Origin of the sequence: Corynebacterium sp. KPL1995, from assembly GCF_000477935.1 — a bacterium.
Taxonomy (GTDB): Bacteria; Actinomycetota; Actinomycetes; order Mycobacteriales; family Mycobacteriaceae; genus Corynebacterium; species Corynebacterium pseudodiphtheriticum.
Map to the genome: position 1 here is coordinate 995,254 of NZ_KI515715.1, position 16,725 is coordinate 1,011,978.

The following is a 16,725-nucleotide window of genomic DNA, read 5'->3' on the forward strand; positions in this document are numbered from 1 at the left end:
TGCCGCAGTCGCCTTCACAACCTGACTAATTCGGAGTATTTTTCTCATGACTCGTTGCGCAATTATTGGAGCCGGACTCGCCGGTTTGACTGCTGCTTATCAGCTGCGCCAGGAGCTGCCCTCTGCACAAATTGATGTGTGGGAAGGTGCGGAGCGCATTGGCGGTAAGTTGCACACGGTGCCCTTTGACGGCGGCCCGGTTGATATGGGGGCGGAAGCGTTTTTAGCCCGGCGGGATGATGCGCGTGAGTTTTTTGCAGAGTTGGGCCTTGCTGACGAGATTGTTTATCCCTCTGCTTTGCGCCCGTTGCTGTATTCCCAGGAGACCACTCATGCGTTGCCAACCGCCGGGGTGATGGGGATTCCGGCAACGGGGCAAGCTGTGGCGGGTCTTGTGAGTCCAGAAACGGTTAAGTCCATTGATTCGGAAGCGCAACGAGAGTCAATTGCCTGGGAGCTGGGTGGGGATCAAAGCCTGGGATTATTGGTGCGTGATCGTTATGGGGATGAAGTCGTCGATCGTTGTGTTTCTGCGTTGTTGGGTGGGGTGTATTCCTGTGCTGCGGATGATTTGGGGGTTCGTGCCACGGTTCCGGCTTTAGCGAATGCTTTAGATGAGCTGGTGCGCGAGGGCAGGCCGGTCACGCTGAGTGCTGCTGTTGCCAAGGTTCTTGCTGCGGGTGAAAAAGCCGCATCGCCGCAGACTTCTAGTGGGGCGAAGCCCGCCCCGGTTTTCGGTACTTTCCGCAACGGGTTTGCCACTTTGTATGAGCGGTTGGCGCAGGCTTCTGATGCTGAGATCTACCTGGAAACTTTTGTGACTGGAATTGCGGAGGTCCCGAGTTCGGAGGTCCCGAGTTCGGAAGGTGCAAGCCATTCGGGGGCTACTAGCTCCGACCAGATGGGCTCCGACGCTCAGCAATCTGACTCTGCTCCTTTGCAGTCGGCACCTGCCGCAGCTTCCAGGTATCGGCTGCTTGGCCTGGGCGTGGATGAAACTCTTTACGACGCCGTCTTGGTTGCGGCTCCAGCTCCGATGGCAGCGCGGATCTTGAAATCCTTACCTGGTCCTACCGCGAAGGCGGCTGAGATCATGAGCTCCATCAAGTTGGCAAGTTCTGCTGTTGTCGGTTTGCGTTTTGCTTCGGATGTGGATCCAGCAGGTAATGCGCTTCCGGAAAATTCTGGGATTCTTGTCGCTGCTGATCAACCCGGGGTGACGGCGAAAGCGTTTACATTGTCATCTCGGAAGTGGCCACATTTGGCGGAACGAGGCACGATAGTGCGCGCCAGCTTTGGTCGTTTCGGTGATGACACGATCACGCGGGCGCCGGAAGATGAACTCGTGGATTATGCTCTTGATGATCTCGCCGCACTCACTGGTTTCGACGGTCGTGCGGCTGGTGTTGAAGAGATTTATACGCAGCGTTGGTTTGGTGGGTTGCCGCGTTATGATCACACCCATACAGAAACTGTGCAGCGTGCGGAAGAAGTGCTTGCCGACGTAGACCGTATCGCCGTGACTGGAGCGTGGGCTGGTGGCGTTGGCGTCCCGGCGGTGATTGCGCATGCGCGCAAGGCAGCGCAAAATCTTGCTCGTCAGTTGTAGGAACTCGCCGGTTCTAGAGGGGCACCACCTCTAGGCCTGAATTCTCGTAGGTGACAGACCCCGTAAGCTAGGGGTTATGACTCAGGACAATTCACATGCAGCTGTAGATTCCTCGACCGTAGAAACCACAAGTGTAGAAACCACAAGGCATTCTGCTTCCGGTGCCTCTACAGGTAACGGGGCTGACGTTGATGCCAGTTCCAGCGCTACATTGCCTTCGGCGCGCTCGGAAGAGTGGTTTCGTCGCGCTGTGAATATCACCCCGGGTGGTGTGAACTCTCCAGCTCGTACCTTTGATGCGGTTGGAGGCACTGCGCGGTTTATTACTCATGGCAAGGGCTCTCGTTTGTTTGACGTTGACGGAAACGAGTATGTCGATTTGCTGTGTTCTTATGGCCCAGGAATTCACGGTAATGCGCATCCGGAGATTGTTGCGGCGGTAGCTCGTGCCGCGGAGAAGGGGCTAGGTTTCGGCACACCGACCACGGGTGAGGTGGAACTGGCTGAATTGATTGCGCAGCGCACTGCCGTGGACAAGGTCCGCCTGGTTAATTCGGGTACTGAGGCCACGATGACTGCCGTTCGTCTGGCACGCGGTTATACGGGGAAGAGCAAGATCATCAAGTTCCAGGGCTGTTATCACGGGCATGTCGATGCTCTGCTGGCTTCCGCAGGTTCGGGTGTATTGACGTCGTCAAGCCCGGATTCTCCTGGTGTGACTAAGGCACAGGCCTCGGAAACCATCGTCGTCCCGTATAACGATTTGGAGGCTGTGCGCCAGGCGTTTGCCGAGAATCAGGGGGAGGTTGCTGCCGTGATCGCGGAAGCAGCCGCCGGGAATATGGGAACTGTCGCCCCGGAGGATGGGTTCAACCAGGCGTTGAAGCAGCTTGCGCACGATAACGGTGCTTTGCTGATCCTCGATGAGGTCATGACTGGGTTCCGTACTTCGTATCAGGGGTGGTACGGCATTGATGGTGTGGCTGGTGATTTGGTGACCTTCGGCAAGGTCATTTCGGGAGGGTTGCCCGCCGCTGCTTTCGGCGGCCGTGCTGACATCATGGCTCACCTGGCGCCAGAAGGCCCCGTTTATCAGGCTGGAACCTTGTCTGGTAATCCGGTTGCTGTTGCCGCGGGCACCAAGTCGTTGCAGCTTGCCGACGAATCCCTATACCAGCGCATCGGCGCGCACGCGGATACTCTTAGCGAGATGATTTCGCGTGCATTGCAGGCGGAAGGCGTTGCCCACAATATTCAGCGTGCCGGCACCATGTTGTCCGTTCGTTTTGCTGAGGGGCAGGGGCGCAACTTCGCTGATATGCAAGCTGCCGATACGTTCCGTTTTGGTCCGTTTTTCCATGCTTTGCTGGATAACGGGGTAGTAGTTCCACCTTCGGCTTTTGAGACCTGGTTTGTGCACGACGCTTTGGGCGATGCAGACTTTGAAATTCTCGAAAAAGCGCTCGCACCGGCGGCGAAGGCTGCAGCTGCTGCACAGCCGATGAATTAATGGTTGCGGTTTAGTCTCCGCGCACCGACCATGCCTCGACTGGGATTCTGGGACTCTGGGATTCTGGGACTCTGGGGTTTCTGGGGTTTTGAGGTTCAGGGATTGCGAGCGTGCTCTAGTCGCTTGCGTCCAGCCAACAGTGAACCTGCGCTAGGCTGGACGCTATTCGAAATGCCATTTCGTGCAGCTGACGAATCCTAATGTCAGGAAAAGGAGAATTGCCCCATGCTGAATATCTCATCCAGTGATCACTCTGCAGCCAACCAAGCGAAACAAGCCAACCCAGCCAACCAATCGCATGAAACCAAGAAATCCGGTGGTACTGGTTCGGAGGTTCCGGTGACTATCGTGCACCTGGTACGGCATGGGGAAGTTTTTAACCCGGGCAAGATCCTGTATGGCCGGATTCCTGGTTATCATTTGTCTTCCCGTGGCCACTCTATGGCTGCCCGCACTGCGCAATCTTTCGCAGGTCATGATGTGGCTTATCTGGCGGCATCACCGTTGCTTCGGGCGCAGCAGACAGCGCAACCAATCTCTAAAGTCACAGGCCTAGACGTTGAGGAATGCCCACAGGTTATCGAATCGGGTAATGATTTCGAAGGTCTGCGCACGAAGGGCTTGCGTTCGCAGTTGTGGAACCCAAAACGCTGGCCGCAGATGTATAACCCTCTGGAACCATCTTGGGGCGAGCCGTTTGTGGATATTGCTGATCGTATGATGGCAGCAGTGCACGATATCCGTGATAAAGCCGAAGGCCACGAGGGTATTGTGGTTTCTCACCAGTTGCCGATCGTCATGGTGCAACGCACGGTGCGCGGCCAGGCGTTGGCACATGCCCCATGGAATCGCGAGTGTGCGCTGGCGTCGGTAACCAGCTTGGTATTTAGCGGAAAGGATATTATTGATATCCGCTATTCCACGCCGGCTCGGGAAATATAATTTTCCATACCAAGGTGAACCATCTGGGGTTTGGTGTCCAGGTCTCAACTTGGCTCAGCTGTCATGTTGGGTGATACTAGGGGCACTATGATTACGACTTTTGGACCATCCCGGCGTTCCCGTACCGTCGCGTCTCTTGTGCTGGCAGGTGTAATGTCGTTGACTTTGGCGGCATGTGCGTCGGAAGAAGCCAATAAGAATGCTGTTTCCGACGTGGGCGGTACTTTCGAGTTCCATACTCCGGGTGGGCAAACGGAAATTTTCTATGACGAATCTGAGCGTCGTCCGATTGCGAATCTACGCGGTCCGTCTTTGATGAACGAAGATGAGACCTTGTCTCTTGATGATTTCGCTGGAGAGGTCGTCGTTCTGAACTCGTGGGGCCAGTGGTGTGCTCCCTGTCGCGCGGAGGTAGACGATTTGCAGCGTGCTCATGAGGAGCTCAGTGAATCGGGCGGCACCGTGTTGGGCATTAACGTCCGGGACTACAATCAAACGATCTCACAGGATTTCGTTAAAGATAACGGCGTGGAGTACCCGTCGATTTATGATCCGCCGTTCCGTTCCGCGGCTGCGTTGGGTGGTATTCCGACTTCTGTGGTGCCGACGACGATCATCCTGGATAAACAGCACCGCCCAGCTGCGGTTTTCTTGCGGGAGGTTACCGATCAGGACATTCTTGATGCGGCATTACCGCTTCTCGACGAAAGTTAAACGCTGGTAGTGTCTGTCGTGCCTGTAGCCTCTATGGATTTTATGAACCCGTCAAACCTGTCGAGCCTATCGAACCTATCGAACCTATTCAATTCGGAGTTCTCGCGTGCAGCGTTGTCGGAACAAGCAGCGAGCGCCGGTTTTATCGCAAGTGCGAGTGTCAGTGCTAGTACTAGCAGTACCGCGGTGTCCTCGGTTGCTGCTGCGTCGGCGTCTGCATCATCATTCGCAGACGCCGCGGCAAGTGGCCCGCTTGTCCTAGGTTTTCTTGCCGCCGCGTTGGCCGGACTCGTGTCATTTGCTTCGCCGTGTGTCGTTCCGTTGGTGCCCGGCTACATTTCTTACCTTGCGGGTGTTGCGGGTGGCTCGGTGGAGCTGGATGATCGTTATGGTGTCCGCGTCGCCAAGCGTCGCCAGTGGGCCGTGGTTGGGGCTTCGTTGCTTTTTATTGCCGGTTTTACCACGGTCTTTCTCCTGGCAACCGTCTCTGTTTTTGGGGCCTTGAGTGCCATTAATGCCAATGCCGAAACCCTACAACGGGTTGGTGGTGTCGTCACGATCCTGATGGGTGTCGTGTTTTTGGGTGGCGTGAGGTTCCTGCAGCGTGACACCCGTGTGGAACCGAAAAAATGGAGTACCTGGGTGGGTGCTCCGCTGCTGGGGGGCGTGTTTGCGCTGGGCTGGACTCCGTGTTTGGGGCCGACTCTTGCAGCGATCATTTCGATTTCGGCCGGTACTGAAGGCAGTACCGCGGCCCGGGGTGTGCTCATGATCATCGGTTATTGCCTGGGTCTGGGGCTGCCGTTTGTGCTGTTTGCGCTGGGTTCGGCCAAGGCCATGCGCTCTATTGACTGGTTACGGAAGAATTCCCGCATTATCCAGACCATCGGAGGCGTACTCATGATCCTTGTTGGGCTTGCCCTGGCAACGGGTGTATGGGCGGAGTTCATTAACTATATTCGGCAGTGGACTTTTGATTATGGAACGACTCTGATTTAGCCTGCCGCCCCAGGCCCATCACCCCAGTTCTATCACCCTAGCCACCCAACCCGCTGACTATTCCCGCGATTTTCCTTAAGGAGCTCACCGTGGACAACACCGCGCGCAAATCCTGGTTGCCTTGGCGATTGTTGAAGCGAGCCTGGCGTTGGTTAACCAGTATGCGTACGGCGTTGGTGTTGTTGTTCCTGCTGGCCATCGCCGCGGTGCCGGGTGCGCTGTTGCCACAGCGTTCGTTGAATGAGGAAAACGTCAACGAGTACATCGCAAATAACGGTAAGCTCGCCGAGGTTTATGATTCGTTGCAGCTTTTCGACGTCTTTCAGTCCTCATGGTTTATCGCGATTTTCACGTTGCTGGCGGCCTCGTTGGTTGGCTGTATTATCCCGCGTAGTTGGGATCACTATAAGGCGTGGCGCGCGCGTCCGACTCGAGCCCCGCGTTTCTTGCACCGGATGCCGCATCACCACACGGGCACCTTGGACAAGTCGCTTGCCGACGCCCGTGCGGAGACGTTAAGGCTGCTGCGCCGCTGGCGGATCTCGGAGTTTAGCGCCGATGAGGACCGCGCCGGGAGATCGTCTATTTCTGCGGAGCGCGGTTATGGGCGTGAATTGGCGAATTTGTTATTCCACATCGCGTTGGTTGCCATTTTGGTGACGGTGGCTGCAGGGCGCATGGTCTATTACGAGGGCCAGGTCATTATTGTTACTGAGTCTGGTAGTTATGACCACGCGGCGGAGCTGGATCAGTCCACTGAATTCTGTAATACTTCCGTCTCAAGCTATGACTCTTTCCGCGCCGGGCCGCTTTTCGACGGCACGGGCCTGAACCCGTTCTGTTTCATTGCCCATAATTTTCAGGCAGATTATCTGCCTAGTGGGCAGGCGGAGATGTTTAGTTCTGATATTTCCTATGCCCTGGGCGACGAGATTTTCTCGGACCCGGAGACGTGGGACGACTATCAGTTGCGGGTGAATGATCCGTTGCGTATTGATGGCGATCGCGTGTATTTGCAGGGTCACGGTTTCGCTCCGACGTTTACCGTGAAGTGGCCTAATGGGGAAACCCGGACCCAGACTTGGCAGTTCCGGCCGGATGATTTGGTGAACTTCTTGTCTTCCGGTGCGATGCGTTTCGATCCTCCCGCCGGCATGTATCCCGATCTGTATGAGCGCCGACAGAATCAGATTGCGCTGCAGGGGCTGTTCGCGCCGACGGCTGATTGGCAAGGTGAAAACGGCGAGCTGTTGACTTCAGCTTTCCCAGAGATGCGTGATCCTGCGGTGGCGATTGATGTTTATCGAGGTGATGCCGGATTGGATACGGGTATCGCTCAATCGATTTTTGACCTGGACCAAACGCTGATTCATAGCGGCCAATTGCAGAAGTTGGAGCGCGTGAATTTGGAAGTAGGCGAGTCCATCACCCTGGACGATGGTACTGAGTTGACTTTCGACGGTGCTTCGGAGTTTGCGAACTACCAGATCGCGCATGATCCGTTCCAGCGGTGGGTGTTGCTGTCGACGATCGTGATGTTGTTGTCGTTGGTGGGTTCGCTGGTGATTAAGCGCCGCCGTATTTGGGTGCGGTTTACTGATAATGGTGATGGCACCACCGGTATCGAGATGGCTGGCTTGGCGCGCACGGACCGCGCCGGTTGGGGTGAAGAACTGGACAGGATCTACCGGGAGTTGTTTGCTTTGCCGGATCCGGATGATGTGGAAGAAGACGATTTGTATGCGCGGGATTAAGTCATCTGGCTGCTAAGCCAGATCGGTTGGGCCAGATCGGCTAGGCCAGATCGGCTAAGCCGGTGTTGCTCGGTTTGGTGGGGCGCCGCCTGGTGGTTCAGGCTTAGGTGTTTATCATCCGAAAGGATTATGTCCAACCTATCGTTAGTTGAGGTGGGGACTCGTTCTGCTGTAGTTTGAAAAGGCCATGTTTCCTGCGACATCCGCGGATGTCGGTCCGGAAACGTCGTGATCACGATAAGAAAGTGTGAATTAATGCTTGCTGATCAAACGCTGTCCAATTTCTCGGACCTGATGTTCCGGACGACGTTCGTTATTTACGCGATTGCCCTGGTTGTGGCCCTGGTGTTTTACGTCAAGGTGCAAAGCGTGATCGACGCACACCGGCAACGCGAACGCGTTGGGGCCGACGGTCGCGCTGCTGACGATAACCGCGATGCTGATGCAGGGGCCGGTGCTAAAACAGTCGGCAAATTGGAAGCTGGTGCCCGCAAGTGGTCAGGTATGGCGCAGACGCTGATCTGGCTGGGAATTATTGTTCATGCAGGGGCTGTGCTTACTCGTGGCTTGGCGAACAGCCGGTTCCCGTTCGGCAACATGTATGAGTATTCGCTCATGCTGACTTTGCTCACCATGGTTGTTGCGGCTGTGGTTGTTGGCCAGCGCCAAGAATGGCGCGTGCTGTGGCCGTGGCTGCTGATGCCCGTCATCATCTTGATGTTCGTTGGCGGTTCACACCTATATGCAGAATCTGCCCCATTGGTTCCGGCACTGCGTTCGTTCTGGTTGCCGATCCACGTGGGCATTGCCGTCTTAGGCGGTTCCATCGGCATGCTTTCGGGTGTCGCTTCGCTGCTGTACTTGTTGCGACGTTGGCAGCCAAAAGGCGAGGAGAGTGACGGCATTGCCGGCGCGATCGTGAAACCACTGCCCAGCGCGAAAAAGCTTGACGGGCTGGCCTATAAGTCTGCGATTGTGACCTTGCCGGTCCTTGGCCTGGGGCTCTTGCTGGGGGCGATTTGGGCAGAAGCCGCGTGGGGTAGGCCATGGAACTGGGACCCGAAAGAAACCGTTTCCCTAATTTCCTGGATCTTATACGCGGCGTATCTGCATGCCCGTGCCACCGCCGGGTGGCGTGCCATGCGGGCGGCTTGGATTAACATTATCGCGCTGGCCACCATGATCTTTAACTTCTTCTTTATCAACATGGTGGTGTCGGGCCTACATTCTTATGCTGGGCTGAACTAGGCCGCAACGTGTGCCCTGAGATGCGCGCGCTGCGGCGTGTGTCCGGGGCAGCTGTGTCCGTCAATGAGTGTCCGGCAACTAGTGCTCGGCAAACAGTGTTCGGGGGAGCCCATGCCCGCGGCTATTTTCGGACTCTCCCCCAACGGTGCAAACTAAAGTGACGCGATACCGTCATGCTTAATGTCGGCGGTATCGGCTGAAGTAGGTTTTACTGGTCGTCGGGTTTCGCGTCGTTTTTCTTATTATTTGGGTAGTGCGAATCTTTTGTTGGGTCTGATCCAGTTGCATCGCCCGAGGGGGTTGTGTCGCCGGGGGGATTTGTATCGGGAGCATCATTTGTTCGGGATGCTCCCTTGGCCTCGCCTTGGCTACGAGGTTGCCGCTGTTGATGCTCGTGGCGTTGTTGTCGCTCTTGTTCTTGACGACGACGTTCTTTAAACCGATTCTTTTCGATATTCCACAGGAACTCTTCGTCATCGTCTGGCCCTTTAATCGCTGGGCGTTCAGCAGTTTTCATCTGGCGATTTTGATTCCAGGATGCTGGACCAAAAGCCTTCCACACCAAGACTGCAGCCAGGATTATTAGCGCTAACAAGATCAGCTTTCCCATACTGATCATTTTACGGCACGATCGGTGCGTTTTAGGATGAATCTTGTGACTAATCAACCAGACAGTAATGGTGCACGAACCCGTATCCCGAATGGGGTGGATCGGGAAGGCGCAGAAGGCTCGGGTCCGTCCAGCAATAGCCCGCGTGCCACCGATAGTGCTAACCCAGCCTCGCGTGATGAATCTCAACACAGTTTTGCACCTGCTGAAGAACCCCAACTGGACCCGCAAACTCGCAAGCAGGCAACCCGTGCGATGCTGAAATACGGGGCTGCCCGCTTGGGGCTGTTTTTGGGGCTGACCATCGTGATTCAGGCGCTAGCAGTACTCATCGGAGCCCAAGTTCCATTAGTTGTGTCTGCACTTCTGGCGCTGTTGGTGGCGCTGCCGCTGTCGATGCTGATCTTCAAAAAACTTCGCATCGAAACCACCGAGGCCGTCGCTAAGCTGGCGCAGCAGCGCAAAGCCCGCAAAGAATGGGTCAACCGGGAACTAGCTGGCCGTTAGCAACCTGCCGTCACGTTAACTACCGAAAATCCCGGCCACCACGGCCATGACCGGCAGGGAAGCAAACGTCGTCAAGAAAACGGTATCGCGGGTAACAGTGAGACCTTTTTGGTAGGTCGCGGCGTAGTTGTACACGTTTTGTGCCGTCGGCAAGCAGGCTAAGATCACGGCGACGTAGAGGTGGTCACTGCTTAGCCCCAGTGCCAGGCCAGCCAACCACGCGAATACCGGCATGAGCACGAGCTTCATGACAGTGGAGGTGATGACGGCGGGGCGGTCCGCTGGGTCGTCGAGGATCTGGATTGAGGTCAGGGAAGCGCCAAAACTGATCAAAATCATCGGGATGGATGCGCCACCAATAATCGACATCGGCTCCATCACAACCTCCGGGATTTCCCACCCAGCCACCGCAACAATCATGCCTGCAATTCCCGCGAGCACCAGCGGAGACAAAAACCCGGAACGGATGCCATCAACAATCTTCGCACCTCGGGTGCGCCCGTGCCCGTCGTTGAGCGCAGCCAGAATAAACGGGGTGAAAAACACCATCTGCAGCATCAAGATCGAAATTACCCAGGTGGCTTCACCTACCACGTAGATGCTCACCGGCAGACCGATATTCACGGAGTTGAAATAAAACGATGAGGCCGCGCCCATGGTGGTCGTCGGCAAGTCTTTCGGGAAAAACAGGCGGGAGGCGATGATATAGCTTGCGCCCGTGAGCAGGCTGGCGACAACGACGGCGGCAAGTACCGGGGAAAAGAGTGTGCCCGGATTGGATTTCGCGAGCGAGGTAAACAGCAGGCAGGGTGTGGCGGCGTAGAAGGCAGTTTTGTTCAGGACCAGCCGTTGGGAATCGTTGCCGATGACACCGGATTTGGATAGAGCAAAGCCCACGGCGATGATTGACAAGATGATGGTAAAAGCAGTGATCACACCTGCCATATACGCCCTCCTATGGGCTTTTTGAGGCTTTTTGGGCCTTTCTTAGGCTTGACGACGACTACTGACTCCGGTGTCGGTCAAGACCAGAACTAATCCTGACTTACGCTCAACCTAGGCCAACGGAATCTAGGCTAGCGCAATCTAGGCCAATGCCAGGGCGATAAACATGAGCCCGGACCACAAGGCCATCGCGCGCCCGGTCAGCGCCAACACGGTGACCAGTTGCCCACCGCGTGCCCCCGAATTTACTCGGTGCAGGGCTTTCAGTGTCCAGTAACCGGAAACAAACGCGATCCAGGTGGCCGGGAATGCCAAGATGCCGACAAGAAACGTTACGACGTATGGGATGGCAAGCAAAACGGTATATAGCTTGCGGGAGGTTGAGTCGCCCAGGATCACCGCCAGGGTGCGTTTGCCTGCTGGCTTGTCGGTGGCGATATCGCGGATGTTGTTGGTTAAGTTCACCGCGGACGACATCGCGCCGACGGAAATAGCCAAACCAATACCGACTTCAGAGATGGCACCGGCTTGGGTGTATTCGGTACCCAACACGGCGATGAGGCCAAAGAAAATGAAGATCGCGACCTCGCCCAGGCCCTTATAGCCATACGGGTTTTTCCCTCCGGTATAAAACCAGGCCCCGGCCAAGCACACCGCGCCTACAAGGATCAGCCACCAGGAAGAAAGTAGCGCCAGGATCAGACCTGCCACACTTGCGACGCCGAAGGAGATGAAAGCAGCCTTTTTCACGTCTGCAGGCCGGGCAAGCTTGCTGGCGGTGAGCCGGGTGGGGCCGGTGCGTTCGTCGTCGGTGCCACGGATGCCGTCCGAATAATCGTTCGCGTAATTGACCCCGATGACCAAAGCCCAGGAGACGATCAGGGCTAATAAGAATGGAAAGAATTTCCCGGAATTTTGGTACAGCGCTGCGCCTGTTCCGGCCAGAACCGGAGCGAACGCATTCGGCCACGTATGCGGTCGTGCCGCCTGGATCCAATCGCGGGTAGTGGCCGAATATGTTGTAGCGCTCATGCATTCATTGTGCGCTACATTGCATGTCATTAACAAACACCAAATGACATTGATGGAACTCGGTGCTGCGGGGGCCAGCAGGTTTTCGTCATGGCTTGACTGAAGCATTCGTGAGGCTTAGCCAGGAACAGAACTAGTTGAAGGTCGCGACCTAGAGTAGGGGTATGACGCATCCGCACAATCCGAAGTCGAAAACCCAAGACCACCCATCCCAAGATCACCCAACCCAAGACCAGCCAGCACCCGTCGGGCCATTAAATCTATTCCCGATTGGGCTGGGGTGCACCGGCATGACCCCGCATTCCTATTCGGACTCACCCCGCCGCCAGGAAATGATCCAGGTGTTGCGCACCGCTGCCGAGCTTGGCGTGGAATTCTTCGACACCTCTGAGATCCAGGGTCCGTACACCGGTGAACAGCTGCTTGGCGATGCCTTCGCCCGCGCCCACACGCCACCTGCGGTCTCTGCAGGTTCTTCTGCGCAGCCCCCAACGATTGCCACGAAGTTCGGTTGGAATATCGACAACGGCGAACCCACCGGCGAGCTTAATTCCCGTCCGGAAACCATTCGCCGTGTCGCCCAGGAATCCGCCCGCCGTTTGGGCGTCGAGCGCCTGGACCTTTTCATGCAGCACCGCGTCGACCCGGAGGTGCCCATCGAAGAGGTCGCAGGCACCGTTGGTGAGCTTGTCGACAAAGGCCTCGTCGCCCACTTCGGTTTGTGCGAGGCTTCGGCCACCACCATCGCCCGCGCCCACCGTGAATTCCCGGTTGCGGCGGTAGAAAGCGAATATTCCTTGTGGTCGCGAGGAGTAGAAGAATCCGTGTTGCCAACTTGCGCGGAGCTCAGAATCGGATTTATCGCCTACAGCCCGCTGGCCAAGGGAATGTTGTCCGCCCAGCTCACCGAGCCCAATGCGGATTCCAACAGCCCACGCCTGCACCCGGACAATTTCGCGCAAAACCAGCGCAACGCGGCCCGGGTTGCGGAAATCGCGCACCGTTACGACGCAACGGCCGCCCAGATTGCCTTGGCGTGGTTGTTGGATCGCGGTGCGCGACACCCGGGCGGCATGCTGGTTTTGCCGGGCAGCATCAACCCGGCGCGCATCAAGGAGAACGTGGCGGCAGCCAACGTGACGCTTGCCGACGACGATCGTGCCGCGCTCGACAACCTCTTAGACACCCACCCTTTGGCGGGCGAGCGCTATGTCGACAAGCATCTGCGGTTTATTGACCGAGACTAGGGACAGTTCCCGTTGGCTAGTCGGTAGCTAGTCGGCGACCAACTAGAGCTCGCGACTAGCTAGCCCTCGCGACCAACTAGACCCCGCGACTAGCTAGCCCCGAGGCTGGAATAGCTCGGCCACACCAGCCCGGTGGATTTTGCCCAGCGACGTCCGTGGCAGTTCGTCGACACGCAGCAGCTCTTTCGGCAGTTGCCAGCGGGGGAGTTCGTAGAGAGCATCGAAAATTTCTCCGACTTCGGCGCTACCTTCATAGGCCGCCATGATGGCTTGCCCGAAACGGCGATCATCCACGCCGACGACGCAGGCCTCTTTGACCCCGGGGACGGCCAAGAGCTCTTTTTCGATGATTTCCGGGTGCACCTTCAAACCACCGGTGGTGATTACCGCGTCGAGGCGCCCGCTGACCTCCAACCGGTCGTCGACAATGCGCCCGCCGTCGGAGGTGGTGAACCAGCCCGGCCAATCGGGGTGGGCGAAGGCTTCGTGGCCCGGCATATTGCGGTATCCGGCGGCGATGGTGGCGCCACCGAGCATGATGCGGCCGGATTCCACGGCGACGGAGCTGCACGGCAAGGGGTGGCCGTCGTAGATGCAGCCCCCGGCGGTTTCGGCGCTGCCGTAGGTGGTCACGAGGCGGATGCCCAGCTTGCGAGCCGATTCCGCCAATTGTGGGTTTAGTGCTGCCCCGCCGATCAAGATGGCGTCGAAGCGTCGTAAAGCAGTAATGCCCTCTAGGGTTTCTATGGCTTTATCCAGTTGCATCGGGGTTAATGCGGTGTACATGGGTTCGCGGGCATCGGGGGTTTTTCCGCCCCGGGCGTGGTCTAAATATTCCGCGGCGGCGGCGAAAGCCGGAATACGAAAACCATGGGAAAGATCCAGGCACACCGGGTCCACCCCGGCGACCAGGCTGCGCACCAGAACCTGGATTCCGGCGATGTGATACGCAGGCAGGGCCAATAGCCAGTGCCCGGGGCCGCCCAGGGCTTCGTGGGTGGCATCGGCGGAAGCCACCAGGTTGGCTGCGGTGAGCTGTGCGCCTTTGGGCGTGCCAGTGGAACCTGAGGTGGGCACCACTAGGGCAATAGCATCGTCGATTGGCTGGCCGACGCGTTGCGAGGAATACAGCAACTCAGTACGCGCCCGGTCGCCAGCGGGCACCGGAAGATAATGCGCTTGGCCTGCGATGGCGGCTTCCAAGTCGTCGAGGATCGCTGCGGGATCATCAAGCCGGACCGGAAGCGCGGTCAGCACCGGTTCGTGGGCGGGGGGAGGAACGGGCATTGGGCTTGGACTCGGTTGTCCTGCTGAGTCGGCCGCGCGTGAGCTACTTGCGCCTGAGCTACTCGCTCCTGAGCCCCTACCACTGGAGCCCTTATCACTGAGGTCCTTAGTAGTAATAAGGAAACTCCTCCCAATTCGGGTCGCGCTTTTCCAAAAACGCTTCCTTACCTTCCACAGCCTCATCGGTCATGTATGCCAAGCGGGTGGCCTCGCCGGCGAAGACTTGTTGACCGGCCAGCCCGTCGTCGGCAAGATTGAAGGCGAACTTCAGCATGCGTTGCGCCGTCGGGGATTTGGAGTTGATCTCGCGGGCAGCCTGGATGGCTTCGGCCTCAAGCTCGGCGTGCTCGGCGACGATATTGACCGCCCCCATCTTCATCATGTGGGTGGCATCGTAGGACCGGCCCAAGAAGAAGATCTCGCGCGCGTTTTTCTGGCCCACCATCTGTGCCAGATAGGCCGAACCATAACCGGCATCAAAGCTTCCGACGTCGGCGTCGGTCTGTTTAAAACGGGCATGTTGGCGCGAAGCGATCGTCAGGTCGCACACCACATGCAGCGAGTGCCCGCCACCAGCGGCCCAACCATTAACCACCGCGATGACTACCTTCGGCATCGTGCGGATCAGCCGCTGCACCTCCAGGATGTGCAAACGCCCGCCCTCGACTTTCTCGCGGGCGGTATCCACGCCAGATTCGTCGGCATCGGCGACATCCGCGTCGTGGTTAGTGGCGTAGCGGTACCCGGAACGACCACGAATGCGCTGGTCACCACCGGAACAAAACGCCCAGCCGCCATCTTTCGGCGACGGCCCATTACCGGTCAACAACACGGTGCCCACATCAGGGGTGCGGCGGGCGTGGTCGAGAGCGCGGTAAAGCTCGTCGACGGTGTGCGGGCGGAAGGCGTTGCGTACCTCTGGCCGGTCGAAGGCGATGCGCACAATTCCGTCGCGCCGGGTGTTGCCTACGTGACGGTGGTAGGTGATATCGGTCAAGTCTTCGAAGCCTGCGACGGTGCGCCATTGGGTGGGATCGAAGGGGTTGGCCTCGGGGTTGACGTCGGCGGTGGCGTCGGGTGTTGTATTGGGGCTGGCCTCAGTTTTGTGCTCAGGTGTGGTAGTCATGGCCTTCAGTCTAGCTAGGCTTGGGGCATGAATTTTCCGAATAGTGGCGCTCGGTTGCCTCAGTCACCGCGCCCATCGAAGCAACCTCGCTCATCCCAGCCGTTTCTGGCTTCTCTGCCCCCTCTCGCAGACATCCTCGAGCGCGCCCACGTCGTTTCTTTGCCCATGGCGGTGAAATTCCGTGGCCTGCGCCACCGGGAAGTGGTGCTTATTGACGGCCCGGCCGGCTGGGGAGAATTCGCCCCGTTCGCTGATTACACTGCCCGCGAGACCACCCCCTGGCTGCGCTCTGGGTTGGAAGCTGCCTACCAGGGGTTTCCTTCCCCAAACCGTGACTATATCGAGGTCAATGCCACGGTCCCGGCGGTGGAGCCAGCCCAGGTTCCGGAGGTGCTTTCCCGCATGCCCGGCGCACGTTGCATCAAGGTGAAGGTGGCTGAGCCTGGCAAGGATTTCCGGGATGCGCTTGCCGACGACATCGCCCGGGTGTCCGCGGTGCGTGAGGAGCTGTCCGGAATTCCGGGCACCCGCATCCGTGTGGACGCTAATGGTGCGTGGACGGTTGAGCAGGCTGTGGAAGCGGTATCAGCGTTGGCCCCGCTGGATTATGTGGAACAGCCGTGCGCCACGCCAGAGGAACTGGCGGAGGTTCGCACCCAGCTGATGCGCCGCGGGATTTTTGTTCGCGTCGCCGCCGATGAGAGCATCCGGCGGGTGGAGGATCCGTACCGGGTGGCGGATTTGCAGGCGGCGGATGTGGCCGTCGTCAAGGTGGCCCCGCTGGGTGGGGTGCGTCGGGTGTTGCAGCTGAGTGCGGATCTGCGCGCGCGCCATATGGATGTGACAATTGCCTCGGCTTTGGACAGCGCGGTAGGGATTAATGCTGGGTTGGCGGCGGTGGCGAGTTTGCCGAAGTTGAACGACGACGAGGACATCGATGTGGCTCCGGCACCGGCGGGCTTGGCGACGGGTTCGCTTTTTTTGGAAGATGTGGCCGCGCCGCGTTCGCTTGTCGACGGCATGTTGGCGACTGCCCCGGTGGCACCCGATGCTGACCGGCTGGCTGCTTTGGCAGCGGACGGTGCGACGCACGACTGGTGGTTGGACCGGTTGCGTGCGGCCTATGCGCAAATGGAAGCGCACCGTGCCCGAGAAAATGGTGAAAGTTGGGCGCCGCGGTAAAGGTCCGCCCCCG

15 protein-coding genes are annotated in these 16,725 nt (G+C 58.0%); 10 read left to right on the plus strand and 5 right to left on the minus strand.

What is annotated here, in order from left to right; genetic code table 11:
* Nucleotides 1-46 precede the first annotated feature (46 nt).
* The 7 genes from HMPREF1292_RS04350 (at nt 47) to ccsB (ending at nt 8,776) form a co-directional block, all read left to right on the plus strand.
* A complete protein-coding gene (locus tag HMPREF1292_RS04350; protein WP_023018905.1) occupies nt 47-1,609 on the plus strand; it encodes a protoporphyrinogen oxidase in 1,563 nt (520 codons plus the stop codon).
* A 76-nt stretch (nt 1,610-1,685) separates the two neighbouring features.
* Entirely contained in the window at nt 1,686-3,119 is a 1,434-nt protein-coding gene (gene hemL / locus HMPREF1292_RS04355) for a glutamate-1-semialdehyde 2,1-aminomutase (protein WP_023018906.1), read from the plus strand.
* Between the two features lie 225 nt (nt 3,120-3,344).
* Entirely contained in the window at nt 3,345-4,061 is a 717-nt protein-coding gene (locus tag HMPREF1292_RS04360) for a histidine phosphatase family protein (RefSeq protein ID WP_023018907.1), read from the plus strand.
* 87 nt (nt 4,062-4,148) lie between these two features.
* Nucleotides 4,149-4,775 carry a TlpA disulfide reductase family protein gene (locus HMPREF1292_RS04365; protein ID WP_023018908.1) on the plus strand — a complete coding sequence of 209 codons (627 nt, stop codon included), beginning with the start codon at nt 4,149-4,151 and terminating at the stop codon, nt 4,773-4,775.
* Nucleotides 4,776-4,817: 42 nt separating this feature from the next.
* Nucleotides 4,818-5,774, plus strand: a complete 957-nt coding sequence (locus tag HMPREF1292_RS04370; RefSeq protein WP_023018909.1) for a cytochrome c biogenesis CcdA family protein — start codon at nt 4,818-4,820, stop codon at nt 5,772-5,774.
* A 161-nt stretch (nt 5,775-5,935) separates the two neighbouring features.
* Complete coding sequence (locus tag HMPREF1292_RS04375; RefSeq protein WP_051137442.1) at nt 5,936-7,528, plus strand: cytochrome c biogenesis protein ResB; 1,593 nt, start codon at nt 5,936-5,938, stop codon at nt 7,526-7,528.
* Between the two features lie 255 nt (nt 7,529-7,783).
* Nucleotides 7,784-8,776, plus strand: a complete 993-nt coding sequence (gene ccsB / locus HMPREF1292_RS04380; protein WP_023018911.1) for a c-type cytochrome biogenesis protein CcsB — start codon at nt 7,784-7,786, stop codon at nt 8,774-8,776.
* Between the two features lie 208 nt (nt 8,777-8,984).
* Here ccsB and HMPREF1292_RS11560 read toward each other — a convergent pair whose 3' ends face one another.
* A complete protein-coding gene (locus HMPREF1292_RS11560; RefSeq protein WP_306461558.1) occupies nt 8,985-9,386 on the minus strand; it encodes a hypothetical protein in 402 nt (133 codons plus the stop codon).
* Between the two features lie 45 nt (nt 9,387-9,431).
* On the opposite strand from HMPREF1292_RS11560, the gene HMPREF1292_RS11565 reads away from it, so the two are divergent.
* Nucleotides 9,432-9,893: a DUF4229 domain-containing protein gene (locus HMPREF1292_RS11565; RefSeq protein ID WP_023018913.1), complete on the plus strand. Its 462-nt coding sequence runs from the start codon at nt 9,432-9,434 to the stop codon at nt 9,891-9,893.
* 15 nt (nt 9,894-9,908) lie between these two features.
* Here the strand turns inward: HMPREF1292_RS11565 and HMPREF1292_RS04395 are convergent, their stop codons facing one another.
* Both HMPREF1292_RS04395 and HMPREF1292_RS04400 read right to left on the minus strand, forming a co-directional pair.
* On the minus strand, nt 9,909-10,838 hold the full coding sequence (locus HMPREF1292_RS04395; protein WP_023018914.1) for an AEC family transporter: 930 nt from the start codon (nt 10,836-10,838) through the stop codon (nt 9,909-9,911).
* 141 nt (nt 10,839-10,979) lie between these two features.
* On the minus strand, nt 10,980-11,870 hold the full coding sequence (locus tag HMPREF1292_RS04400; RefSeq protein ID WP_023018915.1) for a 1,4-dihydroxy-2-naphthoate polyprenyltransferase: 891 nt from the start codon (nt 11,868-11,870) through the stop codon (nt 10,980-10,982).
* 164 nt (nt 11,871-12,034) lie between these two features.
* On the opposite strand from HMPREF1292_RS04400, the gene HMPREF1292_RS04405 reads away from it, so the two are divergent.
* On the plus strand, nt 12,035-13,117 hold the full coding sequence (locus tag HMPREF1292_RS04405; protein ID WP_023018916.1) for an aldo/keto reductase: 1,083 nt from the start codon (nt 12,035-12,037) through the stop codon (nt 13,115-13,117).
* A 93-nt stretch (nt 13,118-13,210) separates the two neighbouring features.
* On the opposite strand, the gene menE is transcribed toward HMPREF1292_RS04405, so the two are convergent.
* Nucleotides 13,211-14,404: an o-succinylbenzoate--CoA ligase gene (menE, locus tag HMPREF1292_RS04410; RefSeq protein ID WP_023018917.1), complete on the minus strand. Its 1,194-nt coding sequence runs from the start codon at nt 14,402-14,404 to the stop codon at nt 13,211-13,213.
* 106 nt (nt 14,405-14,510) lie between these two features.
* Nucleotides 14,511-15,530: a 1,4-dihydroxy-2-naphthoyl-CoA synthase gene (locus HMPREF1292_RS04415; RefSeq protein ID WP_023018918.1), complete on the minus strand. Its 1,020-nt coding sequence runs from the start codon at nt 15,528-15,530 to the stop codon at nt 14,511-14,513.
* A gap of 27 nt (nt 15,531-15,557) precedes the next feature.
* Between HMPREF1292_RS04415 and HMPREF1292_RS04420 the strand changes: the two genes are divergently transcribed.
* A complete protein-coding gene (locus HMPREF1292_RS04420) occupies nt 15,558-16,712 on the plus strand; it encodes an o-succinylbenzoate synthase (RefSeq protein ID WP_023018919.1) in 1,155 nt (384 codons plus the stop codon).
* Nucleotides 16,713-16,725: the final 13 nt, after the last annotated feature.